18 protein-coding genes and 1 pseudogene are annotated in these 21,723 nt (G+C 71.3%); 6 read left to right on the top strand and 13 right to left on the bottom strand.

Translation table 11 applies throughout. The features are described 5' to 3' along the window. The first annotated feature begins 186 nt into the window (after nucleotides 1-186). Nucleotides 187-960 carry a glycoside hydrolase family 75 protein gene (locus tag ACIOKD_RS20835; protein ID WP_402085913.1) on the top strand — a complete coding sequence of 258 codons (774 nt, stop codon included), beginning with the start codon at nucleotides 187-189 and terminating at the stop codon, nucleotides 958-960. A 112-nt stretch (nucleotides 961-1,072) separates the two neighbouring features. On the opposite strand, the gene ACIOKD_RS20830 is transcribed toward ACIOKD_RS20835, so the two are convergent. The 4 genes from ACIOKD_RS20830 to recA form a co-directional block, all read right to left on the bottom strand. After that, nucleotides 1,073-1,516, bottom strand: a complete 444-nt coding sequence (locus ACIOKD_RS20830) for a PTS fructose transporter subunit IIA (RefSeq protein WP_402085910.1) — start codon at nucleotides 1,514-1,516, stop codon at nucleotides 1,073-1,075. Next, entirely contained in the window at nucleotides 1,509-2,108 is a 600-nt protein-coding gene (gene dhaL / locus ACIOKD_RS20825; RefSeq protein ID WP_402085908.1) for a dihydroxyacetone kinase subunit DhaL, read from the bottom strand. Before dhaL ends, ACIOKD_RS20830 begins: the two co-directional genes overlap by 8 nt. A 68-nt stretch (nucleotides 2,109-2,176) precedes the next feature. Next, complete coding sequence (gene dhaK / locus ACIOKD_RS20820) at nucleotides 2,177-3,169, bottom strand: dihydroxyacetone kinase subunit DhaK (protein ID WP_402085905.1); 993 nt, start codon at nucleotides 3,167-3,169, stop codon at nucleotides 2,177-2,179. 396 nt (nucleotides 3,170-3,565) lie between these two features. After that, the gene (gene recA, locus ACIOKD_RS20815) at nucleotides 3,566-4,642 is read right to left on the bottom strand and encodes a recombinase RecA (RefSeq protein ID WP_402085903.1); all 1,077 of its coding nucleotides are present in this window, start codon (nucleotides 4,640-4,642) and stop codon (nucleotides 3,566-3,568) included. Nucleotides 4,643-4,966: 324 nt separating this feature from the next. On the opposite strand from recA, the gene ACIOKD_RS20810 reads away from it, so the two are divergent. The 3 genes and pseudogenes from ACIOKD_RS20810 to ACIOKD_RS20800 all read left to right on the top strand — a co-directional run. After that, nucleotides 4,967-5,497, top strand: coding sequence for a hypothetical protein (locus tag ACIOKD_RS20810; protein WP_402085900.1), 531 nt, complete (start codon nucleotides 4,967-4,969; stop codon nucleotides 5,495-5,497). Continuing rightward, nucleotides 5,494-5,847, top strand: a complete 354-nt coding sequence (locus tag ACIOKD_RS20805; RefSeq protein WP_402085897.1) for a transcriptional regulator — start codon at nucleotides 5,494-5,496, stop codon at nucleotides 5,845-5,847. Before ACIOKD_RS20810 ends, ACIOKD_RS20805 begins: the two co-directional genes overlap by 4 nt. Continuing rightward, nucleotides 5,841-6,257, top strand: a pseudogene (locus tag ACIOKD_RS20800) (ABC transporter permease); the annotation flags it as partial. The gene ACIOKD_RS20805 and the pseudogene ACIOKD_RS20800, both read left to right, overlap by 7 nt. Nucleotides 6,258-6,644: 387 nt before the next feature. On the opposite strand, the gene ACIOKD_RS20795 reads toward ACIOKD_RS20800, so the two are convergent. Then, nucleotides 6,645-8,894, bottom strand: a complete 2,250-nt coding sequence (locus ACIOKD_RS20795; protein ID WP_402085894.1) for an MMPL family transporter — start codon at nucleotides 8,892-8,894, stop codon at nucleotides 6,645-6,647. A gap of 714 nt (nucleotides 8,895-9,608) precedes the next feature. Between ACIOKD_RS20795 and ACIOKD_RS20790 the strand changes: the two genes are divergently transcribed. Then, nucleotides 9,609-10,487, top strand: a complete 879-nt coding sequence (locus tag ACIOKD_RS20790) for a helix-turn-helix transcriptional regulator (protein ID WP_402085890.1) — start codon at nucleotides 9,609-9,611, stop codon at nucleotides 10,485-10,487. Between the two features lie 28 nt (nucleotides 10,488-10,515). Next, nucleotides 10,516-10,986, top strand: a complete 471-nt coding sequence (locus ACIOKD_RS20785; RefSeq protein WP_402085888.1) for a nuclear transport factor 2 family protein — start codon at nucleotides 10,516-10,518, stop codon at nucleotides 10,984-10,986. A gap of 67 nt (nucleotides 10,987-11,053) precedes the next feature. Here ACIOKD_RS20785 and ACIOKD_RS20780 read toward each other — a convergent pair whose 3' ends face one another. The 8 genes from ACIOKD_RS20780 to ACIOKD_RS20745 form a co-directional block, all read right to left on the bottom strand. Continuing rightward, nucleotides 11,054-11,734, bottom strand: coding sequence for a response regulator (locus ACIOKD_RS20780; protein WP_402085886.1), 681 nt, complete (start codon nucleotides 11,732-11,734; stop codon nucleotides 11,054-11,056). Next, a complete protein-coding gene (locus tag ACIOKD_RS20775) occupies nucleotides 11,731-13,002 on the bottom strand; it encodes a sensor histidine kinase (protein ID WP_402085884.1) in 1,272 nt (423 codons plus the stop codon). The genes ACIOKD_RS20780 and ACIOKD_RS20775 overlap by 4 nt, the downstream gene beginning before the upstream one ends. Before the next feature lie 7 nt (nucleotides 13,003-13,009). Then, on the bottom strand, nucleotides 13,010-15,253 hold the full coding sequence (locus ACIOKD_RS20770; RefSeq protein ID WP_402085881.1) for an MMPL family transporter: 2,244 nt from the start codon (nucleotides 15,251-15,253) through the stop codon (nucleotides 13,010-13,012). 172 nt (nucleotides 15,254-15,425) lie between these two features. Then, the gene (locus ACIOKD_RS20765; protein WP_402085879.1) at nucleotides 15,426-16,754 is read right to left on the bottom strand and encodes an alpha-glucosidase/alpha-galactosidase; all 1,329 of its coding nucleotides are present in this window, start codon (nucleotides 16,752-16,754) and stop codon (nucleotides 15,426-15,428) included. Next, entirely contained in the window at nucleotides 16,754-17,719 is a 966-nt protein-coding gene (locus ACIOKD_RS20760) for a carbohydrate kinase family protein (RefSeq protein ID WP_402085876.1), read from the bottom strand. Before ACIOKD_RS20760 ends, ACIOKD_RS20765 begins: the two co-directional genes overlap by 1 nt. 125 nt (nucleotides 17,720-17,844) lie before the next feature. Then, entirely contained in the window at nucleotides 17,845-18,780 is a 936-nt protein-coding gene (locus tag ACIOKD_RS20755) for a carbohydrate ABC transporter permease (protein ID WP_402085874.1), read from the bottom strand. Next, nucleotides 18,777-19,811, bottom strand: a complete 1,035-nt coding sequence (locus ACIOKD_RS20750) for a carbohydrate ABC transporter permease (protein WP_402085871.1) — start codon at nucleotides 19,809-19,811, stop codon at nucleotides 18,777-18,779. Before ACIOKD_RS20750 ends, ACIOKD_RS20755 begins: the two co-directional genes overlap by 4 nt. Before the next feature lie 11 nt (nucleotides 19,812-19,822). Further along, nucleotides 19,823-21,160: an ABC transporter substrate-binding protein gene (locus ACIOKD_RS20745; protein WP_402086411.1), complete on the bottom strand. Its 1,338-nt coding sequence runs from the start codon at nucleotides 21,158-21,160 to the stop codon at nucleotides 19,823-19,825. Nucleotides 21,161-21,723: the final 563 nt, after the last annotated feature.

Below are 21,723 nucleotides of genomic sequence, written 5' to 3'. Positions count from 1 at the left end.
GACGAATCCGGCCACCCGGCCCCTGACGACACCTCACCCCACACGTCACCCGACACCTCACGCGGTACGTCCCGACGCGTCACCGGACGTGCACCGTACGGCCCCCCAGCGGTGGCCGCACGGAAGGACCCCCACCAGATTGGGCCGAGTGTTCGTCAGTGCCCGCTCAGGAGAGGGTCTCTTATCGTGCGTGTCCGGTCGCTGATGCTGGCCGCGGCGGGTGCCGCCCTGATCGCCCCCACCGCCCCTACCGCGCCCACCGGCGCCGCCCCGCCGCCCGAGGCCGGGCACGAGCGTGCCGGGTACGGCGGCCCGAGCGCGGGGAACGTCCCACGTGCGGGCGGCGCCGCGGACGCACGGAAGACACCGGGCCCAGGGAAGGTCCGGGCCACCGAACTCCTGGCCGCCGTGCGCGACTGCGCCCCCGTCTCGAACGACCGCTTCAGCAGCGACGACGGCGAGCCCGCGGACATCGAGGTCTGCGGCAGGCGGGAGGCCGTCTTCTGGAAGGCCGACCTGGACATCGACTGCGACGGCAGGCCGGGCCGGCACTGCAACGAACACACCGACCCGCTCTTCTGCGACACCACCGCCTTCCAGCAGTCCGACGGACGCCAGCTGAGCGCCGAGCGACTGCCGTACGTGGTCGTGCCCGGGCCGAGTCACCGCTGGAACCACCAGGAGCACGACGTCCGGCGCGGGACGGTCGCCGCGGTCATCCACGGCGACCGTGTCCGGTACGCGGTCGTCGGCGACATCGGCCCCGACGACATCATCGGCGAGGGCTCGTACGCCCTGGCCCGGAACCTCGGGATGCGCCCCGACCCGAAGGGTGGGGGCGCGGCGTCCGGGGTCACCTACATCCTGTTCAAGGGCTCCGGCGCCTCGCCCATCGAGAGCCCCGGGGCGGCCGAGGCCCAGGGGGAGCGGCTCGCCCGCGAACTCGTCGGCCGCGGCTGAGCGGAGACCGGCCGGCCGCCCATGCCCCGCGACACGTGCCGGAGCCACGGCCCGCGACACGTACCGGAGCCACCTCCGACACGTACCGGTGCCACACCTCCACGTACCGGTGTCACACCTTGCGGTACGTGTACGCCTCGGCTGCCGCGGCCTCCACCGCCGCCAGGTCCGCTCCGGCGGACGCCGTGACGACCGCCGCCACCGCGCCCTCGACGAACGGCGCGTCCACCAGACGGGTGTCCGGCGGCAGTTCGTCGCCCTCGGCCAGCAGGGCCTTCACCGTGAGGACCGCGCTGCCGAGGTCGGTCAGTACGGCGACACCGGCACCGCGGTCCACGGCGGCTGCAGCGGCGGAGATCAGCTCGGAACTGGTGCCCAGCCCGCCGTCCCCGTCACCGCCCGCCGCCGCGACCGGAGCGAGCGCGCCGCCGCCCGCGAGCCCCGTCGCCAGTTCGGCGACCGAGGCGGCCACCGCGGCGCTGTGCGACACGAGCACGACGCCCACGAGCTTCGCACCGTCACCTTCGGCCGTCCGACCGTTCACGAGATCACTCACCGGCCGTCTCCGCGAGCGCCGCGATCAGGATCGCCGAGGAGGTGGCCCCCGGATCCTGGTGCCCGATGCTGCGTTCGCCCAGGTAGCTCGCCCTGCCCTTGCGTGCCTGCAGCGGTGTGGTCGCCTGGGCGCCCTCCTCCGCGGCGGACCGTGCCGCGGCGAAGGACTGCCCCAGCGCGTCGACCGCCGGCAGGAGCGCGTCGATCATCGTCTTGTCGCCGGGCGCCGCGCCACCGAGCTGCATCACGGCGTCCACGCCGGTGCGCAGTGCCTGCGCGAACTCCCGCTCGTCGACCTCGGCGGCGTCACCGAGTGCCTTGCCGGTGCGCCGGAGCAGAGTCCCGTACAACGGGCCCGAGGCGCCGCCCACCGTCGAGATCAACTGGCGTCCGGCGAGGGTCAGGACGGCACCCGGTGTGGCCGGCTCGTCCTTCTCCAGGACGGCCGCGACGGCCCGGAAGCCGCGCAGCAGATTGCTGCCGTGATCGGCGTCGCCGATCGGCGAGTCGAGGGCGGTGAGCCGTTCCGCCTCGTGTTCCACGGACACGGCGGTCGCCGTCATCCAACGGCGGAAGAAGTCGGCGTCGAGCACTGGATCTCCTTGCGTGGTAGTGGTGTTGCCGGGTCGCGCCGGCAGGTACGAGAAGAGGGAGCGGCTCCTCACATACCCCAGCGCAGACCCGCGGTACGCACCGGCGCGTCCCACAGCCGCAGCAGGTCCTCGTCGACCTGGCACAGGGTCACCGAGGCGCCGGCCATGTCGAGCGAGGTGACGTAGTTCCCGACGAGGGTGCGGGCCATCGGGACCCCGCGGTCGACCAGGATCCGCTGCACCTCCGCGTTGAAGCCGTACAGCTCCAGCAGGGGAGTGGCGCCCATGCCGTTCACCAGGACCAGGACGGGGTTGCGCGGGTTCATGTCCTCCAGGATGGCGTTCACCGAGAAGTCGGCGATCTCCCGCGAGGTCATCATCGCCCGTCGCTCCCGGCCGGGCTCACCGTGGATCCCGACGCCCAGCTCCAGTTCCCCGGCGGGCAGATCGAAGGTGGGGCTGCCCTTGGCGGGCGTGGAGCAGGCGCTGAGCGCGACACCGAAACTGCGCGAGTTCTCGTTGACCTGGCGGGCCAGCGCCTCGACCTGCTCCAGAGGCCGGCCCTCCTCGGCCGCGGCGCCCGCGATCTTCTCCACGAACAGCGTGGCGCCGGTGCCGCGGCGGCCGGCCGTGTAGAGGCTGTCGGTGACCGCCACGTCGTCGTCGACGAGAACCTTCGCGATCTGGATGCCCTCGTCCTCGGCCAGTTCCGCGGCCATGTCGAAGTTGAGGACGTCACCGGTGTAGTTCTTCACGATGAACAGCACTCCGGCGCCGCTGTCCACGGCGGCGGCGGCCCGTACCATCTGGTCCGGCACCGGGCTCGTGAACACCTCGCCGGGACAGGCGGCGGACAGCATTCCGGGACCTACGAATCCGCCGTGCAGCGGCTCGTGCCCCGACCCGCCGCCCGAGACGATCCCCACCTTCCCGGCCACCGGGGCGTCCCGCCGCACGATCACCCGGTTCTCGACATCCACGGTCAGCTCGGGGTGCGCGGCGGCCATACCCCGCAGCGCGTCCGCCACAACGGTCTCCGCGACGTTGATGAGCATTTTCATCTGTACCTCCTGGGGAGCTCAGCAGGCGGGCGTCCGACCTGCGTCTTTGCTGGTCAAAGGGTGTGGCGCGAGTTCTGGATCCTGGCGGTCCGTAGCGGCTGGGGGCGGGTCGTGGCGGTATCGAGGCTCACCTGCCGCCGACTTCACCGACGGCCTGTCAGTTGTGCGGCGCGGTCGGATGAGGGTTGACGGAAGGGCTGCCCTCGGCAGTATCAACCTTGCGGCAGCCAAGGTCACGTGCAGGGAGGCGTATGAGGATGCCGCGCTGCCGGCTGCGTTCGGGGCGGCGACGGAGGGGCCTACCGCGGCGTGCTCCACGGCCTCTGCAATGCGCTCGACGACCGCGCCAGGGAGCCCGGACGCCCGGCCCTCCCGAGCGGGCCGCGCCCGTGCCTGTCAGGTGGCGTTTCCCGCCGGGGTCCGGGCGGTGTCGGGGGCCGGGACGGCGCCTGTGCCCTCTGCGACCGCGGTCTTCGCCGGTGTCCCGATTCCGAGCTTCTCCAGGATCTTCTTCTCGATCTCGTCGGCGAGGTCGGGGTTGTCCTTGAGGAATTTGCGCGCGTTCTCCTTGCCCTGGCCGAGCTGGTCGCCCTCGTACGTGTACCAGGCGCCGGCCTTGCGGACGAAGCCGTTCTCCACGCCCATGTCGATCAGGCCGCCTTCTCGGCTGATGCCCTGCCCGTAGAGGATGTCGAACTCGGCCTGCTTGAAGGGCGGGGCGACCTTGTTCTTGACGACCTTGACGCGGGTGCGGTTGCCGACCGCGTCGGTGCCGTCCTTCAGGGTCTCGATACGACGGATGTCGAGGCGCACCGAGGCGTAGAACTTCAGCGCCCGGCCACCGGTCGTGGTCTCCGGCGAGCCGAACATCACGCCGATCTTCTCGCGGAGCTGGTTGATGAAGATCGCGGTGGTCTTCGACTGGCTGAGCGCGCCAGTGATCTTGCGGAGCGCCTGGCTCATCAGACGGGCCTGCAGACCCATGTGGGAGTCGCCCATCTCGCCCTCGATCTCGGCCCGCGGCACGAGAGCCGCGACGGAGTCGATCACGATCAGGTCGATCGCGCCGGAGCGGATCAGGATGTCGACGATCTCCAGTGCCTGTTCACCGTTGTCCGGCTGCGACAGGATGAGGTTGTCGGTGTCGACGCCGAGCTTCTTCGCGTACTCGGGGTCGAGGGCGTGCTCCGCGTCCACGAAGGCCACCTGGCCGCCGGCCTTCTGCGCGTTCGCCACGGCGTGCAGGGTCAGGGTCGTCTTGCCGGAGGACTCCGGCCCGTACACCTCCACCACCCGGCCGCGGGGCAGACCGCCCACGCCGAGCGCCACGTCCAGGGCGGTCGACCCGGTGGGGATCACCTCGATGGGCTCATTGGGTCGCTCGCCGAGACGCATCACCGCGCCCTTGCCGAATTTCCGCTCGATCTGTGCGAGCGCGGTGTCCAGCGCCTTTTCCTGGTCGGTACCTGCCATGAGCTTCACCCGGTCCGATTGAGTGGCGCGCCGCACGTCGGAGGACGTGAGCGTCTACTGCCGACAACGGACGTCTCGGAGGTCTGGATAAACGAACATCCGATCGATTTTCGTGTCCAGTGAAAGGTACCAAACCGAGGGAAGCGGGACGGGCCGCACGCCGCACCACTTCGGACGCCATCGAAGGCGCACCCCCGGGTGGAGTCTCAGTGATGGCGCGGCGCAACCGCGCCCGGAGCCTTCGCCGACTTGCCCAACGGGAAAGTCGAAGATAGCTTTCCGAGTGGGAAAGCCGAGTGGCGACGGGCGAGTGGGGGCGTGGGCATGTCGATCGATGCCGAACAGGCTTGGAGGGATCTGCAGCGCATCCGTGTGCCGCAGGAGCGGGTGTACGACGAGGTCGAGCGGTCCGCCGCGGGCGGCTCGGGGGACCTCTGGGTCACGGCCGCGCTCATGTGGCTCTTCCTGGCCGGGCTCGGCCTGGAACTGCCCGGATGGGCCGTGGGGCTGGTCATGGCCGCGTACGTCGCGGCGCTGGGCGCGCTGGCCGTGCGCCACAACCGCCGGAGCCGGGTGCGTCTGCACCGCACCCGGTGCACCCGGCGCATGGTCGCCACGTTCGTCGCGGGGGCGGTGGTGACCGGCGGGACGGCCCTGCTGTCCGGTCGGCTCGTCGATTCGCTGGAGCCGATGTCCGCCGGTCTGGTCCAGGCCACCGTCTCGGCGACGGTGTTCGTGCTGTTCGTCGGACCGACGAGTCGCTGGGCGGCCGGGTCGGCGCGAGGCCGTGGCGCGGAGGCGGCACACACGGAAGCGGGCAGCACGAGAGAAACGGGTGCGGGGGCGGACCGATGAGCATTCCCGCCGGCTTCGACGAGCTGATCCATCCCGCCACCCGGCTGTCGGTGGTCGCGCTGCTCGCCGCCACCGAATGGGCGGACTTCGCGTTCGTCCGCGACAGCCTCTCGCTCAGCGACTCAGCGCTCTCCAAACAGCTGCACACCCTGGAAGAGGCCGGATATCTGGAGCTCCACAAGGAAGGTGGCGGCCGCAAGCGGCGTACCAGAGTGCGGCTGACGGAGCGCGGCCGTGCCGCCTTCGAGGGGCATGTCGCGGCCCTCCGCGCGATCGTCGAGGGCGCCGGGCCTCCGACGGCGGCCGAAACACCGCCACGACAGCGGCACGACTCGGGGGCAGGACGATGACGCCGATGCTCGCCGTCGTACCGCTGGGCGCGGCCATCGGCGCCGTGCTGCCCAACCCGCGCGAGGCGCTGGCGTTGATCATGCTGCCGACGATGGGGCTCCTGTTCACCTCCGGAACGGTGTTCCCCATCACCTCACTGCCCGTGCCGGTCCAGCAGGTGGCCGCGGTCTTCCCGCTCAAGTGGATGGCACAGGGCCTGCGTTCGGCGCTGCTCCCCGACACGGCACGGACCGCCGAGGCGGCCGGCTCCTGGGAACTGCCCATGGTCGCCCTGGTCCTGACCGCCTGGGCGGTCCTCGGATTCCTCCTCGCGGTGCCCCTGCTGCGACGCGCCGCCCGACGCGAGTCCGGCTCCCGCCTGTCCGCGCGCCACCGCAAGGCGGCACAGAGCGGCGCACTGCCCGCGTAGGCGGCCCGGCCCGGCGCGGCCTGACGGGCGTTTCTGCGATACGGGCGGAGGTCGGCGGCGACAGGGGGAACCGCCGCCCGGATCGCCCGTGGAGGCGCCGGCGGGCGAGTTCACGCGCGGTCGCCGCCCCCATCCCCGTTCCGGCGCCCGTGACGACGATCGGGCCGCGGGCGGGTGCTGTGGTGGGCATCGGGAACGCCGGACCACCGCAACCGCCGGCACACGGCAACCGGTCGCGGTCATGCCCGGCGGCCCTCGTACCGGCCGGGTGCACGCCTTGGGTGGAGCGCATGACCAGCCGAAGGCCGCCTGAGCGTCGGGCAGTTGGCGAGACCCGTGATCAGGCCCCGAGCGCCGTTCGACGCCCGGGGCCGCGGATCAGGGGAGTCAGACCCCGGCCGAGCTCTTCGTGTCCGTCGAAGCCGCCGCCGCCGCCGCGGACGCGGCGGGCGCGGGCGTCGGCGTGGGACCGCCTTCGCTCAGTCCGTACCTCGCGTGGAAGGTACGCAGGAAGCCGGGCGCGTACCAGGCCGAGCGGCCGAGCAGACGCATCGCGGCGGGTACGAGGACCCCGCGGACGGCGATGGCGTCGAGGAGGACGGCCAGTCCGCTGCCGAGGCCGAACATCTGCATGAAGCTGAGCTTGGCCGTGCCGAAGGCGAAGAAGCTCACCGCGAGCAGACAGGCCGCCGCGCTGACGATGCGCCCGGTGTGGCCGAGACCGTTGACCACGGCGGACTCGTTGTCCTCGCCCTGGTCGTGGAGTTCCTTGATGCGGCTGGTGACGAAGACCTCGTAGTCCATCGAGAGGCCGAAGGCGATGCAGAACATCAGCACGGTCATCGACACCTCCATGGGCTGGGCGGTGAAGCCGAGCGGTGAGGAGAGGTTGCCGTCCTGGAAGATCCAGGTCATCACGCCGAGGGTGGCTGCCAGGCTGATCATGTTGAGGACCAGAGCGCGCACCGGCTGCACGATGCTGCCGGTGAACAGGAACAGCAGCAGGAAGGTGGTGAGGACGACCAGGGCCACCGCGAGGGGAAGCCGGTCGGCGACGGATTGCTTGGCGTCCACGAGTACGGCGTCCGTTCCCCCGACCAGGGGGTGTGCTCCGGCGGGCGGGGTGACCGAGCGCACCTGCTCGACCAGGTCCTGGGCGTCGTCCGACTTCGGTGTCAGGTCACTCACCACGCTGATCCGCTGTGCGTCGGGCCGGCCGAGGGCGGAGTCGGCGGGGCCGCTCGCCGCGGACTGTCCCCCGCTGTAGGTTCCCGTACTGGTCTCGACCCGCACCACGCCCTTGAGCGCGGCCAGTTGACCCGCGTACGAGGCCAGCGGGCCCTTGTCCACGGGCTGGTCGATGGCGATGTTCAGGGCCGAGTCCTCACTGCCCCCGAAGTGCTCCCGCAGCACCTGCGAGACCTGGCGGCTCTCGGCGTCCTCGGGCAGCACGCGTTCGTCCGGCGTGCCGAAGGTGATGTTCAGCAGCGGACTCGCCGCGAGCAGCAGTACGGCGAGGACGGGCAGCGCGGTGAGAGCGGGCCGCCGCATGACGGTACGGGCCAGCCGTCCCCACAGAGGTGTGCGGGCGTCGGACCGCTGCGACTTCGCCCACGGCAGCCGTCCGCTGTTGACCCGGTGCCCCAGTACCTTCAGCAGGGCCGGCATCACGAACAGGGTGCTGAGGGCGGCGATGGCGACGACACCGACTCCGGCGAAGCCGAACGAGCGCAGGAAGTACTGCGGAAACACCAGCAGTGCCGCCAGGGCCGCCGCGACCGTCGCGGCGGAGAAGGCGACCGTGCGGCCCGCCGTGTGCACCGTGCGCCGGACGGCGTCGTCCACGCTCGCCCCGGCGGCGAGCTGCTCCCGGAAGCGGCTGACCATCAGCAGGGCGTAGTCGATGCCGAGGCCGAGGCCCAGGGCCGTGGTGAGGTTGGTCGCGGTGTCGGCGACATCGGTGACACTGCCGAGCAGGAAGAGCTGGGCGAACGAGCCCAGGATCGCGATGATCGCGATGACCAGCGGCAGCAGGGCCGCGACCACGCTGCCGAAGACGAACAGGAGCAGCAGAAGAGTCAGCGGTATGGCGATCGCCTCGGCGAGGATCAGATCGTCGACCACCTGTTTCGACAGACCGGCGCCGACGGCTGCGCCTCCTCCGGCCCGGACGGTGAGCGTGTCCTTGTACGTTCCGCTGAAGGTGTCGATGACCTCCGTGGCGTTCTCCCGCTGCTCCGTCGGGTCGCCTCGCACATGGGCGAGCACCATGGCCTCGCGGCCGTCCTCGGAGCGCAGGTCGGGGCTGTTCGTCTCCCAGTAGGAGACGACGTTGCTGAGCCGCTCGTCCTTCTTGAGGTCGGCCCCCAGGGCCCGGCCGCTCTCCTGGGAGGCGGGGGTGTCGATACGGCCGTCGGGGGAGCGGACCAGCAGGACGAGGTTGACCTCGCCACCGAACTTCTCGTCGATGACGGCCGCCGCTCGGGTGGAGGGGGAGGCGGGGTCGTCGAAGCCGCCCCCCTTCAGCTTGTCGAAGGCGCCTGCGCCCACCACGCCCATGAGGGCCACGGCCAAGGCGGCGACGACCAGGACCAGCCGAGATCGGCGGATCGCCAAGTCGGCCATGCGTTCGAACACGGAGTGTCTCCTTCGATGTCCTTCGGTGAAAGGCGAGAGCGTCGGCCGAACCGCGGTTGGCACAATGCGTCGCAGAGACCCTTCGCCCCGTCAGAGGGGGCGCGGTGCCGCGCTCTTCGTCGCCGAGAACGACGCTAGTGAGACAAGAGCTTCTTTGGCAGGGGGAGATTTACCTGACAGCATCAGATCTCCTTGACAGGGCTACGCCTTCGGTCGCCGCCGGGGCGACGCGCAGCAGGGCCGGTTCCTCCGACCGGGACGGCCCCCAACCGGACGGCGGGCCGCGGGATTCCCGCAGGGACATGGGTGCCGACGGTCCCGTCCCGTCCTGCGTCTGCGGCAGGGACGCGCGACCAGCTGTGCCGCAGCACGGGCCTCTGCCACCTCCCCCGCGTCGAGCAGGTCCGCGATGGAGGCCCGGCCGGTACCGAGCACGCCTCGCGGGTTCACGTCGCATCCGGTCCCACTCGGGCGTGTCCGGCACGTCGAACGGCGCCCCGGGCATCACACCCGCGTTGGCGACGACCAGGTCGGGCCCGGGCCGTTCCGGCCGCGGCGAATCGGTGTGCCATCTCGGCACCGATCCCGGCACCGATCCCGGCACCGATCCCGGCACCGGCCCCGGTGACCACCGCGCCCCGGCCGGCCAGGGCGGTCTGATCCTGGGTGTGCCACACCCAGGCAACCGGTTCCGTGCGCGCCTATCGTGGCGGCATGGACAGTGGCAACCCCTTGGGTGAGTTCCTCCGCGCCCGGCGAGAGATGACCGATCCGTCCCGGGCCGGACAGCCCTGGTCGGGGCGGCGCAGGACGCCGGGCCTGCGCCGGGAGGAGATCGCCCAGTTGTCCGGAGTCAGCACCGACTACTACGCCCGGCTGGAACAGGGACGGGAGAAGCACCCCTCCGCACAGGTGGTGCACTCCCTGGCCCGCGCCCTCGGACTGGATCCCGAGGAAACGGCGCACCTGCGCCAGCTGGCACGAACGGCTCGGGGCACCGTACGACGAGGTGGCCGTGTGCCCGTCGGGCCGAGTCTGCTGCGTCTGATGGACGGCTGGCACCGCACACCCGCGCTGGTCCTGGACCGCCGACTGGACGTGCTGGCAGGCAACCGGCTCGGACGCGCCCTCTTCGCCACGATGCTGGACCGGGACGAGACCAACCTGGTCAGGTTCACCTTCCTCGACCCGGACGCCCGGGACCTCTACCCCCACTGGGAGCGGGTCGCCCGGTCGGGGCTCGCGGCCCTGCGCGCGGGCAGCGGCGACTTGGTGAACGACCCCGGGCTCACCGAACTGGTCGGCGAACTGTCGCTGAAGAGCCCGGAGTTCCGCGCGCTGTGGGCCCGGCACGACGTACGGGGCAAGGGCCATGAGGCCAAGTCCTTCCACCACCATGAGGTCGGCGAACTGACCCTGACCTACGACTCGTTCACCGTCGACAGCGCGCCGGACCAGCAGCTCGTCGTGTACCAGGCCGAGCCCGGCAGCGCTTCTGAGCAGGCCCTCGCGCTGCTCGCCACGGTGGCCGCCGATCTGCCCGCCTCGGACCTGGTGGCTGTCCCCCGGGTGGGTGCGACGGACCCTGCCTGAGTTCAGCCCGCGGCTCTGGCGTCGAGTCATGACCGTTGAAAACGACGAACGAGCGATCGCGGAACTGCACAGCCGGTGGGTGTCCGGATGGGAACGCGACGAGGGGGACGCGCCGTTCGACTTCCGGCACACCTTCGGTACGTTCCACGACTTCAGCTCTCCGGACGTCCGCCTCTACGACGACTTCGACCCCGAGCAGCGCGGGGCGACGACAGCCACCCGCTACGGCTCGATCTGGGAGCCCGCCTTCCGCGAACTGGTTGCCGCACACCGTGTCGTCGACGACGGCCCGCACGTCGTGGCCGGCCACGATCTGGCCGCGTCCACCCTGACGTTCGTGGCGCGGATCACCATGCCCGACAGCACCGCGGACATCCGCACCACGACCTCGCTGGTCCGGCGCCGGACGCCGGACGGCCGGCGGATCGTCCGCGAACACAACTCGACCAAGGTGCTGCCCGCAGGGGACCTGGACGGCGTCCTGCGGGTCGGTCCGTAGCGACGCGACGCCATGCTGCGCGCCCTCGTCACCAGGCCCGCAAGAACGGCCGACCCCCGACAGCGCACTACGACAGGCTGTCGGGGGCGGCTTGGGCCAGACCCGTCCGATAGGCGATGACGACGAGTTGGGCCCGGTCGCGGGCCTCCAGCTTCGTCATGGCGCGCTGCACGTGGGCGCGTACGGTGAAGGGGCTGAGGTACATCCGCTCGGCGATCTCCTGGTTGGACAGACCGGTCGCGACCAGCGCCACCATCTCGCGTTCGCGCGGGGTGAGCACGGCGAGCCGTTCGGCGTGCCGCGGCAGGGCGTCGTCCGGCGTGGCCAGGAAACGGGCCACCAGGGAACGGGTCGCGGCGGGGGACAGAAGAGTGTCGCCGCCCGCGATCGTCCGCACGGCGTCCAGCAGGTCCTCGGCCCCGATCCCCTTGCCGATGAAGCCGCCGGCCCCCGCGCGCAGCGCCTGGGCGACGTACTCGTCGGTCTCGTACGTGGTGAGGATCAGGATGCGGCTGGTACGCAGTTCCGGGTCCGCGCAGATCTCCGAGGTGGCGGTGAGACCGTCCACCTCGGGCATACGGATGTCCATGATCACCACGTCCGGGCGCAGCTCCCGGGTGAGTCGCACCGCCTCCCTGCCGTCGCCTGCCTCACCGACCACGGTGATGTCGTCGGCACTGTCGAGAAGCATCCGGAACGCACCGCGCAGCAGGGCCTGATCGTCGGCGAGAAGCACCCGGAGCGTCACGACGCGTCCCCGCCGACCTTGCTGTCCCCGCTGTCCCCGATGTCTCCGCTGTCCCCGCTGTCCTTGGCGGGCGGAAGCGGCAGCTGGGCGGAGACGAGGAAGCCGCCCTCCGCGCGCCTGCCCGCGGAGAGGTGGCCCCCGACCGAGGCGGCCCGTTCACGCATTCCGATCAGACCGAAACCGGGCGGCGGACGGTCCGGCGCGGTGGACGCACTCGGTATCGCGCCGGCGCCCCCTCCGTCGTCGGCGACCGTGATGGTCACGCGATCGCGATGCCAGGCGAGACGCACCCGGGCGCTGCGGGTACCGGCGTGTTTGGTCACGTTGGTCAGGGCCTCCTGGACGATGCGGTAGGCGGTGAGGTCCACTCCCGGCGGCAGCGGCCTGGCCGTGCCCTCCTGGTGCACCGACACCTCAAGACCCGCGCGGTGGAAGGACTCGATGAGCGGGGGGAGCCGGGACAGACCGGGCGCCGGTTCGGAAGGGGCGGACGCGTCCCCGGACTGCCGCAGCAGACCGACCGTGGCCCGCAGTTCGTCGAGCGCGTGGCCGGTGGTCTCGACCAGCTCCCCGAGGCTCTTACGGGTCTGCTCCGGGCGCGTGTCGAAGAGGTGGGCGGCGACCGTGGCCTGCGCGTTGGCCAGGGTGATCTGATGGGCCACCAGGTCGTGCAGCTCGCGGGCGATCCGCACCCGTTCCTCGGCCACTCGCCGGCCCGCCTCCCGGTCCCGGCTCTCCTCGGCCCGCCGGGCCCGCTCCTCCACGGCCGCCAGGTAGGCCCGACGGGTGCGCACCGAGTGACCGAGCACGCCGGCCACCAGCGGGAAGGACGCCACCACTCCCATCCGGCTCGCGTCCTGCCACGAGAGGTCCCCGGTCAAGGGGATGGACGCGACCAGCAGCACCGCCGCACTGAGCGACACCGCGCCCGCCGCCCGCCGTTCGGTGCGCGCGGCGAGCGCGGAGGAGTACGCGGTGATCACGGCGGGGGCCACGATGAGCGGGCTCAGCAGGAGGCCCAGGGGCTGCACCAGCACGCCGGCCGCGGTCGTGGCCGCCAAGGTGGTCAGGGGCGCCCGGTGCCGCACCGGCAGCACCGCACAGGACAGCACGGCGACGAGGCAGGCGGTGACGGGCGGCGCCGACAGGGTGTCGTCGACCCGCACCGCGCCGCCGAGCAGACAGAGCACGAACGCCGTCGCCGTGACCGCTGCCTCCCGCCACCGCGTGCCGGGTGATCGCGGGCCACCGCCACCTGTGTCCGCCACGGCCGGTTCAGTGCCGGCCGACGGGGAACTGCGGCGCCGCCGAGCCCGGCCCGGTCGCGGCGGCCGGGGCGTGCCTGCTCAGCGCCTCACCCTCGATGTCCACATTCGGCAGCACGCGGTTCAGGATACGGGGCAGCCACCAGGCCCGGTGGCCGAGCAGTGCCAGGACCGCGGGTGCGATCGCCATCCGGACCACGAAGGCGTCGAAGGCCACGGCGGCGGCCAGACCGACGCCCATCGTCTGGATGGTCGGGCTGCTCATCCCGACGAAACCGCCGAACACACTGATCATGATGATCGCCGCCGCGGCGACCACACGGCCGCTGTGCCGGAAGCCGCTCACGATCGCCTCGCCGGGGGACGCGCCATGGACATAGGCCTCCCGCATCCTGGTGAGGAGGAAGACCTCGTAGTCCATCGCGAGGCCGAACACTATGCCGATGATGAGGATCGGCATCAGCGACATGACAGGACCGGTCTGCTCGATGCCGAGCAGGTCGGCCGCCCAGCCCCACTGGAAGACGGCGACGAGGACGCCGAAGGCGGCGCCCACCGACAGCAGGAAGCCGAGCGCGGCCTTGACGGGGACCAGGACCGAGCGGAAGACCACTGTCAGCAGGAGGACCGCCAGGCCGATGACCACGGTCAGATAGGGCAGGAGGGCATCGGACATGGCTTCGGAGATGTCGATGTTCAGTGCGGTGGTGCCGGTCACCAGGACGGTGGCGCCCGTGCCTGCCTCGACGCCGGAGACCGCGTCCCTGATCGCCTGCACCAGGTCCTTGGTCTCGCCGCTGTTCGGCGCGGTCCGCGGGACGGCGGTGAGGACGGCCGTGTCCTCGGTCCGGCTGAGAACCGGGTCACCGACCGACGCCACCCCGTCCACTCCCCGTACGGTCTTCACGACCAGGTCGGCGGTGGTTTCGGCGTCCTTGGACTCCGAGGTGTCCACGACCACGGTCAACGGGCCGTTGAAACCGGGACCGAAGCCTTCCGACAGCAGGTCGTAGGCACGGCGCTGAGTGGTCTCCACCGACTTGGACTCGTCGCCGGGCAGACCGAGTTCGAGACTCAGCGCCGGCAGGGCGACCGCCCCGAGACCGAGTACGGCGGTCAGCAGCACGGCTCCCGGCCGGCGCAGCACGAACCGCGCCCAGCGGGTGCCGAGCCCGGACCGGACAGGGGCGGTGGGCGCCTGGTGCACGCGCTCGCTGCCCGGCCGGCCGGCCTTGCGGACGGCACGGGACAGTACCCGCCGGCCGAAGAAGCCGAACAGCGCGGGGACCAGGGTCAGCGCGACGAGTACGGCCAGGGCCACGGCGCCCGCGCCGCCCATGCCCATTCTGGTGAGTTCGGGGATGCCGACGACGCCCAGTGCGACCAGGGCGATGAAGACGGTCGCGCCGGCGAAGACGACGGCGGAACCGGCCGTGCCCACCGCCCGCCCGGCGGCCTCCTCCGGACCGCTGCCCCGGGCGCACTCGTCGCGGAAGCGGGAGGTGATGAAGAGCGCGTAGTCGATGCCGACCGCGAGGCCCAGCATCAGCGCCAGGATGGCGACGGTGGACGTCAGGCCCAGCGGTACCGCCAGCGCGGAGACCAGGCCGAAGGCGATGGCCACGCCCACGACGGCGGTCAGCAGCGACAGCCCGGCGGCGACCAGTGATCCGAGGGCGAGGACCAGGACCACCGCCGCCACGGCCACGCCGATGATCTCCGTCGTGCCGCCCGGCTCCTCCTCCGAGTCCAGGGCGGAGCCGCCGATCTCCACGGTCAGCCCCGCGTTCCTGGCCCGGTTCGCGGCGCTTTCGAGGGCGCTCTTCGTCGGCTCGGTCAGATCGACGGCGTCCGCGGTGTAGGTGACCGTGGAGTAGGCGATGGTGCCGTCCTCGCTGACAGCGCCGGACTCGTAGGGGTCGGATGCCGACGCGACCTGACCGCTCCCGTCCAGTGAGCCGAGGGTGTCCTCGACGGCCGCCCTGTTCCGCTGGGCCGTCACCCGCTGCCCGTCCGGGGCCCGGAACACCAGACGGGCCTCGGCGCCCTGGGCGTTGCTCTCGGGGAAGCGCTCGTCCAGCAGGTCGAACGCCTTCTGCGACTCGGTGCCGGGCATGGAGAGGTCCTCTTCCTCCGTGGCCGGCGCCAGGGCGGCGGCGGCCACGGACAGCACCAGCACGCCCAGCCACAGCCCACCCACGAGCCGCCGGCGCCGGAAGGCCCACCGTCCGATCCGGTAGAGAAAAGTTGCCACCTGTCGATCACTCCAGACACCGGGAGAAAGGGGAGACGCGTGCGATTCACGCGTCTCCCACACTTCCCTCCGGCGCCCCTGCCGGGCATCGTTCCCCGCCGCCGTCCTCCCCTGGTGCGAACGGACCAGCGACACACATGTCCTGGTGCCTACGCACTACATGGGGTCGGTATCAGTGGCCCAGGGTGGCGCGCAGCGACGGCTGGAGGAGCTCCGCGTGTGCTCGTACCATGTCGTCGCACAGGTCCCAGATGCGCTCGACCGGCAGGGCGGCGGCGGTGGCGGGATCGGCCATGGCGGCCTGGCGGACGGACCGGGGGTCGTCCTCCACGGCGGCGCGGACCACCAGCTCGTTCATGCTGAGGTAGTTGCGGTTGAGCGCGGCCAACTGCGCGGGCAGCGGGCCGACCCTGGTCGGCTGGACACCCAGTCCGTCCACCAGGCAGGGCACTTCGACGGTTCCGGAGGCCGGGAGATTGTCGATCAGGCCGTGGTTGGGGACGTTGCCGTAGACCGTGCGCGGTGTGCCGGTCACGATGCTGTGGATGATCTGCGGGGCGTACTCCATGGTGCCCTCGACCGTGAGGGGCGTACCGGCGGCGAGTGCCCGGCGGGTCTCCTCGTAGGCCGCGACGTTCTCGTCGACGATGCCGAGGTAGGCGCCGATCGGGAGCCGGAGCCTTTCGATCTCGCTGTCGTGGTGCAGGTACCAGGGGACGTACTCGGAGGAGTGCTCGCTCGTCTCGGTCGGGTAGAAACCGAGGCGCCGGTACATGTCGACGCGGACCCGGCGCCGCAACTGCGGGTCCCGCTCGATCAGTTCGTCGAGGAGCGGGTAGAGGTCGGTGCCCTGGTGTTCCAGGCGCAGCACCCACGCCTGGTGGTTGACACCGGCGGCGCGGTAGGTGATCTCGTCGTACGGAATGCCGAGCAGTTCACCCAGGTCGTGGATGGTCCAGTACACCGAGTGGCACAGCCCCACCACGCGGGTCGGACCGGTGGCCCGGGTCAGGTACTGGACGTTCATGGCCATGGGGTTGGTGTAGTTGAGCAGCCAGGCGTCCGGGCAGACCTCGGCGATGTCGGCGGCGAGCGACTTCAGCACGGGGAAGGTCCGCAGCGCGCGGAAGATGCCGCCGATCCCCAGGGTGTCGCCGATGGTCTGCCGCAGGCCGTAACGCTGCGGGATCTCGAAGTCGGTCCGGGTGGCCTCGCCCATGCCGACCTGCACGATGTTGATGACGAAGTCGGCGTCCTGGAGAGCCGCGCGGCGATCGAGGTGAGCGGTCACCCGAGGATGGGAAGACCCGGTCCCGGTGAGCCGGTCCGCGATCTGCCGGGCCGCTCCCTCGGCGGTGGCGAGGCGCTCGGTGTCGATGTCGTGCAACGCGATGTGGGCGCCCCGCAGTTCGGGGAAGGCCAGCAGATCGGCCAGCAGGCCCTGGGTGAACACGACACTGCCCGCGCCGATGAACACGATCTTCGGAGTGCTGAGAGTCATCAGAGGTTCTTTCCGTTACGGGAGAGCGCGGCCACGGCCTCGTCCCAGGTGGGCTGGGAGGGGGTGCCGCCATGAGCGCGGGTGGACAGCGCGCCGCAGGCCGCGGCGAGGGCGAGGGCGTCGGCGGTGGACAGGCCGCGCAGGTGCGCGGCGACGAATCCGGCGTCGAAACTGTCGCCGGCCCCGACGGTGTCCACCGGCTGGGCGGGGATGCCGTGCGTGCGCAGCAGTGTGGAGCCGTCGTGGGCGACGGCTCCGTCCGGACCGTTCTTGACGATCACGTGCGGGCCGTGCGCCGCCAGGGCCGCGGCTGCCGCCTCGATGGACTCCGGGGCCGTTCCCGCACTTGCCGAAAGGGCCATGGCCTCCTGGGCGTTGGGCAGCAGGAAGTCGGTGACGGCGAGCGTGGCCGGCAGAGCGTCCGGCGCCCATCCGCCCGAGGGGTCGTCGTTGGTGTCGAGGGAGGTGGTGACTCCCCGGGCACGGGCCGTGCCGAACAACTCCGGCAGCGCGGCGGCCAGTCGGGGCAGCAGGAAGTACGAGGCCGCGTGGACGTGGCGGGCGGCGCCGAGCAGGGACTCCGGTACGTCTTCCGGTCCCGTGGCGGTCAGTGTGCCGGGCGAGGTGAGGATCGCCCGGTCACCGTCCGGCCGGGTCAGGACCACGGTCAGGGGAGTGGCCAGGGTCCTGTCGACGCGCAGGGCACTGGTGTCCACGCCGCGGTCGTTCAGGGCGGTCCGTACGAAACGGCCCGCGTCGTCGTCACCGATCCGTCCGGCGAAGGCCACCTTGAGACCGAGCCGCGCCGCGCCGCAGGCCATGATGGCGGCCGAGCCACCGAGTGTGAGGAGTCCGGAGTCGACGAGCTGCTCATGCTGCCCGAAGGCGAGCGGTGCGTCGAGCGGACCGAGGACGACATCGGGATTGGCGTCCCCGATGACCAGCAGGTCGAAGGTGTGCGGCATACGTCTTCCTGAGAGGCGGGTGCGGTGGGAGGAGAGAAGAGGGCAGCGGGCAGCGGGGAACGGGGTGTTGAGGTACGGGAGCGTGTCGGCCCGTGTCGGCGCCGGGCGCGGGTATCCCTTGGGACCTATCCCTTGAGGCCGCTCGACGTGATCGACTGGATGAAGGTCTTCTGGGCGAACAGGAAGGCCAGCAGCACGGGCAGCACGGTGATCATGTTGCCCGCCATGACCGCGGACCACCTGGTGTGGTGCTGGCCCTGGAAGGTCGTCAGGCCCAGTTGCAGGGTGTACTGGGTGTCATGGTTGATGGCGATCAACGGCCAGGTCAGGTCGTTCCACGTGGTGAGGAACGTCAGGACGGCCACGGTGCTCAGGGCCGGCCGGGACAGCGGCAGCACGATCCGCCAGAGCACACCCAGCCGCGAGCAGCCGTCGATCCAGGCCGCCTCTTCCAGCTCCCTGGGCAGCGACAGGAAGAACTGGCGCAGCAGGAACACCGCGAACGGTGTGACCAGCGAGGGGACGATCAGCGCGCCCAGCGAGTCGATGAGCCCCAGCCGCTTCATGACCAGGAAGGTCGGGATCATCGTCAGCTGGAACGGGATCGCCATCGTGGCCAGCATCAGGGCGAGCAGGATCCGCGAACCGGCGAACCGCATACGGGCGAAGGCGTATCCGCCCAGGGAGCCCAGCACCAGGTTGGACGCCACCGCGGTCAGGGACACGATCAGCGAGTTGGCGAACCACCGGGGGAACATCGCGTTGCCGATCACATAGCGGTAGCCCTCCAGGTCGATCCCCGACGGCCACAGCGAGGGCGGGAACCGGTTGATCTCGGCGTCGCTCATGACGGAACTGAGCAGCAGCCAGATCAACGGGATCGCGAAGACCAGACAGAGCGGAGCGAGCAGGAGGTGCCAGGGACTGAACGGCAGCAGCCTCCGGCGCCGGCCCGGTCCCGCGGGAGGTCCGGCGGCGGACCCTGCGGAAGCGGGATCCGCCGCGGGGGCGTACACCGTGGGCGAGGAGGGAGCGGCGGGCGAGGGGGATGCGGTCGTCATCGTGCGGCTCCTTCGAGGTGCCGGTCCGCGCGGGCCCGGTCGCGCAGGCCGCGCGTCAGCCGCGGCACCGCGGCGAGCACCAGCAGGGCGAGCGCCAGGGCGTACGCCGCCGCAGCGCCGTAACCCGCCGTGAAGTTCTTGAACGCCTGCTCCCAGATGAAGTAGACGATCACTGTGGTGGAGCCCAGCGGGCCGCCCTTCGTCGTGACATAGACGAGGTCGAAGACCTGCAGGGAGGTGATGGCCTGCCACAACAGGAGGAAGACCATGACGGGTCCCAGCGAGGGGAGGACGACGTGGCGCAGCAGGTGCAGACGTCCGGCCCCGTCGAGGCGGGCCGCTTCGACGAGGGAGGGCGGGACGTCCTGCAGAGCCGCGAGCAGGACCACCACGCAGAAGCCGGTGCCGCTCCACAGGGAGATCGCGAGCAGGGCGGCGAGTGCCTGGCCCGGGTCGTTGAGGAAGCCCTGGGGGGAGATCCCGAACTTGCCCAGGACGGCGTTGGCCGCTCCGAACTCCGGGTCGAGGATGAAGGAGAACAGCACTCCCTGGGCGGCGGCCGAGATGACGAACGGCACGAAGATGAGGGTCCGGTAGAGCCCGACGAGCCGGATGCGCCGGTTCAGGGCGAGGGCGAGCAACAGGCCGAAGCCGATGCTCAGCGGTACGTACAGCACCGTGTAGACGAGGGTGTTGCGGACCGCCTGGTCGAAGTGGGGGTCCTGTGCGAGAGCCCGGTAGTTGTCCAGGCCGACCCACCGGCTCGGCGTCACGAGGTCGTCGGCCTGGAAGGACAGCAGGAGTGACCAGACGACGGGGACGACACTCAGTCCGAGGATGACCAGGACGGAAGGCGCGACGAACGCCCAGGCGGTCGCCGTCTCCTGCCGCAACCGCCGGCGTGGCGTGTGACGGCCCGGTGGGGCGTCGGGGGCCGTACCGCCCTTGCCGAGGAGTGGTCGTGTTCGCGTACGGGGACTGCGCTTCTCGCCCCGGTCCGGGAGAGTCACTGGGGTGGGCAGGCGGGGCATGACAGGTCCTCTCAACGCGGAATGAGCAGGGCGGCGTTGGCTTCGTCCACGCAGTCGCGCAGGGCCTCGGCGGGGGAGCTGCGGCCGAGGAGCACGGCGGTGATCGCCTGGCCGAGTGACTGCGAGATCTGTGGATACGCCGGATGCACCGGCCGCACCCGCGCCGATTCCAGGGACTTGGTGAACACCCGCAGTCCCGGGGTGTCGTTCTCCTGCTTCCGCCACTGGGGCAGCGCCTGGGTGCCCCGGCTCATGGGCAGGCTGCCCGCCTTGATGTCCCACCGCACGTCCTGGGCGGGCCGCGACAGCCAGGTCACGAAGGTGCGGGCCGCTTCGACGCGGGCGGTGCCGTTGTCGAAGACGGTCCAGGTGTCGGGCCCGGAGATGGTGAGGGGTCTGCCGCTGTAGCTGGGCAGAGGCACGACGTGGTAGTCGACCTTCGCCTGCCGGATGTCGGGGAGTTGCCACGGGCCGGTGACGGCCATGCCCATGCGGCCCGAGAGGAAGACCCGGTACATCTGTTCGCTGCCGGGCTTGGCGTCGATGTAGACGCTCCGCGTCTTCACCAGGGCTTCCACCGTCTGCAGGGCCCGGAGACCGGTGTCCTCGAAGCCGATCCGCCGTCCGTCCCGGCTGGTGACATCGCCTCCGAGGTCCCAGATCATCGGCCACAGCCGCCACACGGTGTCCTCGTCGCCCACGCCGGGCCAGCCCGTGCCGAAGACACCGCGTGCACGATCGGTGAGCTCGGCCGCCGTCCTCGTGAAGTCGTCCCAGCTCCAGCCGGGCCGGGGCAGCGGCAGACCGGCGTCACGGAAGAGCTTCTTGTTGCACACCACCGCCAGCGAGTCGATGAGCGCGGGCGCGGCCCGTACCTGGCCGTTGAGGGTGACCGCCTCGCGGGCCGGCGCCCAGAAGTCCTTCCAAGGAACAGGGCCGGAGTGGAACGTGTCCGTCAGATCCACCACGGAGGGGCTGCGGGCGACGCTCGCCAGGTCGGAGCCGAAGATGTAGGCGATGTCCGGGAACGAGCCGGAGGCGAGGGCGGCGGTGATCTTCTGCAGCATCGCGTCCGAGAGGACACCGCCGCCGAGGTCGACCCGGATGCGCGGATGGGTGCGGTTGAACTCGGCCGTCAGGTCTTCGATCGCGGCCCGGCCGGTGTCGGTCTGTCCGTGCCACACCTCGATCCTCACCCGGCCGTCGGCGTCGACACCGCTGCCCGGTCCCGCGCATGCCGACACGGCTGCTGCCGCGGCGGCGCCGCCCGCCACCGCCGCACCGCGCCGCAGCACCGTACGGCGGGTCGGTCGTGCGGGAGTGCCGCTCGGGCGATGTGCTGCGGCCATATGAGCCCCCAGGAGTACGTGCGTGAGGCGGTACGGGATGGTGGTGCGGGGCGCCACGACCCGGCCGGCGGTGCGGGTCGGTGAGGTGACGCGCGCTGCCACCGGCGGCGACGGTGGTACCGGCATGACCGGCAGCGCGGGTTGCCCGAAAACGCGGAGTGCGCGATGCGCGGTGCGCGGGGCGGCGCCGAGGCGATCAGCGCGTACGGTGCCGCATTCGCGGAGAGGTGGGCTCCTGGCACCCGGCCACGCTCACGTGGTCACCGAACGAGGTCATCCGGTGGGGGAGGGGGAGGAACATGATGAGCTCCAGGGACCGGGGGGTACGTCCCCGCCTCGGAATCCGCCGCTGTGCGGCCGTCCTGGCGACTTTGTCCGGGCTCACGGTGCGTGGACCGTCTACCGGCTGGGCGTCCCTCTCGCGCCAGGTGCTCGGCTGGCGTTGGATGGAGTAAAGCGACCTGGTCCGGGCGTGTCAAGAGCCGCCGGGGAGACGCGCATCGCGCGTGACGGGCCGAGCCGTCCCGTGTCGCGCCAGGTCACGCGCCCGCGCCCGTGGGCGT

This window comes from Streptomyces sp. NPDC087844 (genome assembly GCF_044742785.1).
Classification (GTDB): Bacteria; Actinomycetota; Actinomycetes; order Streptomycetales; family Streptomycetaceae; genus Streptomyces.
Note: the sequence above shows the minus strand (reverse complement) of the source record. Positions and strands in the feature narration are given on the sequence as shown.

Bases quoted from the DNA above. Each gene is read 5' to 3' on its own strand.
- dhaK (WP_402085905.1), bottom strand. From the start codon at position 3,169: ATGAAAATGCTCATCAACGTCGCGGAGACCGTTGTGGCGGACGCGCTG.
- recA (WP_402085903.1), bottom strand. From the start codon at position 4,642: ATGGCAGGTACCGACCAGGAAAAGGCGCTGGACACCGCGCTCGCACAG.
- ACIOKD_RS20810 (WP_402085900.1), top strand. From the start codon at position 4,967: ATGTCGATCGATGCCGAACAGGCTTGGAGGGATCTGCAGCGCATCCGT.
- ACIOKD_RS20805 (WP_402085897.1), top strand. From the start codon at position 5,494: ATGAGCATTCCCGCCGGCTTCGACGAGCTGATCCATCCCGCCACCCGG.
- ACIOKD_RS20790 (WP_402085890.1), top strand. From the start codon at position 9,609: ATGGACAGTGGCAACCCCTTGGGTGAGTTCCTCCGCGCCCGGCGAGAG.
- ACIOKD_RS20785 (WP_402085888.1), top strand. From the start codon at position 10,516: ATGACCGTTGAAAACGACGAACGAGCGATCGCGGAACTGCACAGCCGG.
- ACIOKD_RS20765 (WP_402085879.1), bottom strand. From the start codon at position 16,754: ATGACTCTCAGCACTCCGAAGATCGTGTTCATCGGCGCGGGCAGTGTC.
- ACIOKD_RS20760 (WP_402085876.1), bottom strand. From the start codon at position 17,719: ATGCCGCACACCTTCGACCTGCTGGTCATCGGGGACGCCAATCCCGAT.
- ACIOKD_RS20755 (WP_402085874.1), bottom strand. From the start codon at position 18,780: ATGACGACCGCATCCCCCTCGCCCGCCGCTCCCTCCTCGCCCACGGTG.
- ACIOKD_RS20750 (WP_402085871.1), bottom strand. From the start codon at position 19,811: ATGCCCCGCCTGCCCACCCCAGTGACTCTCCCGGACCGGGGCGAGAAG.
- ACIOKD_RS20745 (WP_402086411.1), bottom strand. From the start codon at position 21,160: ATGGCCGCAGCACATCGCCCGAGCGGCACTCCCGCACGACCGACCCGC.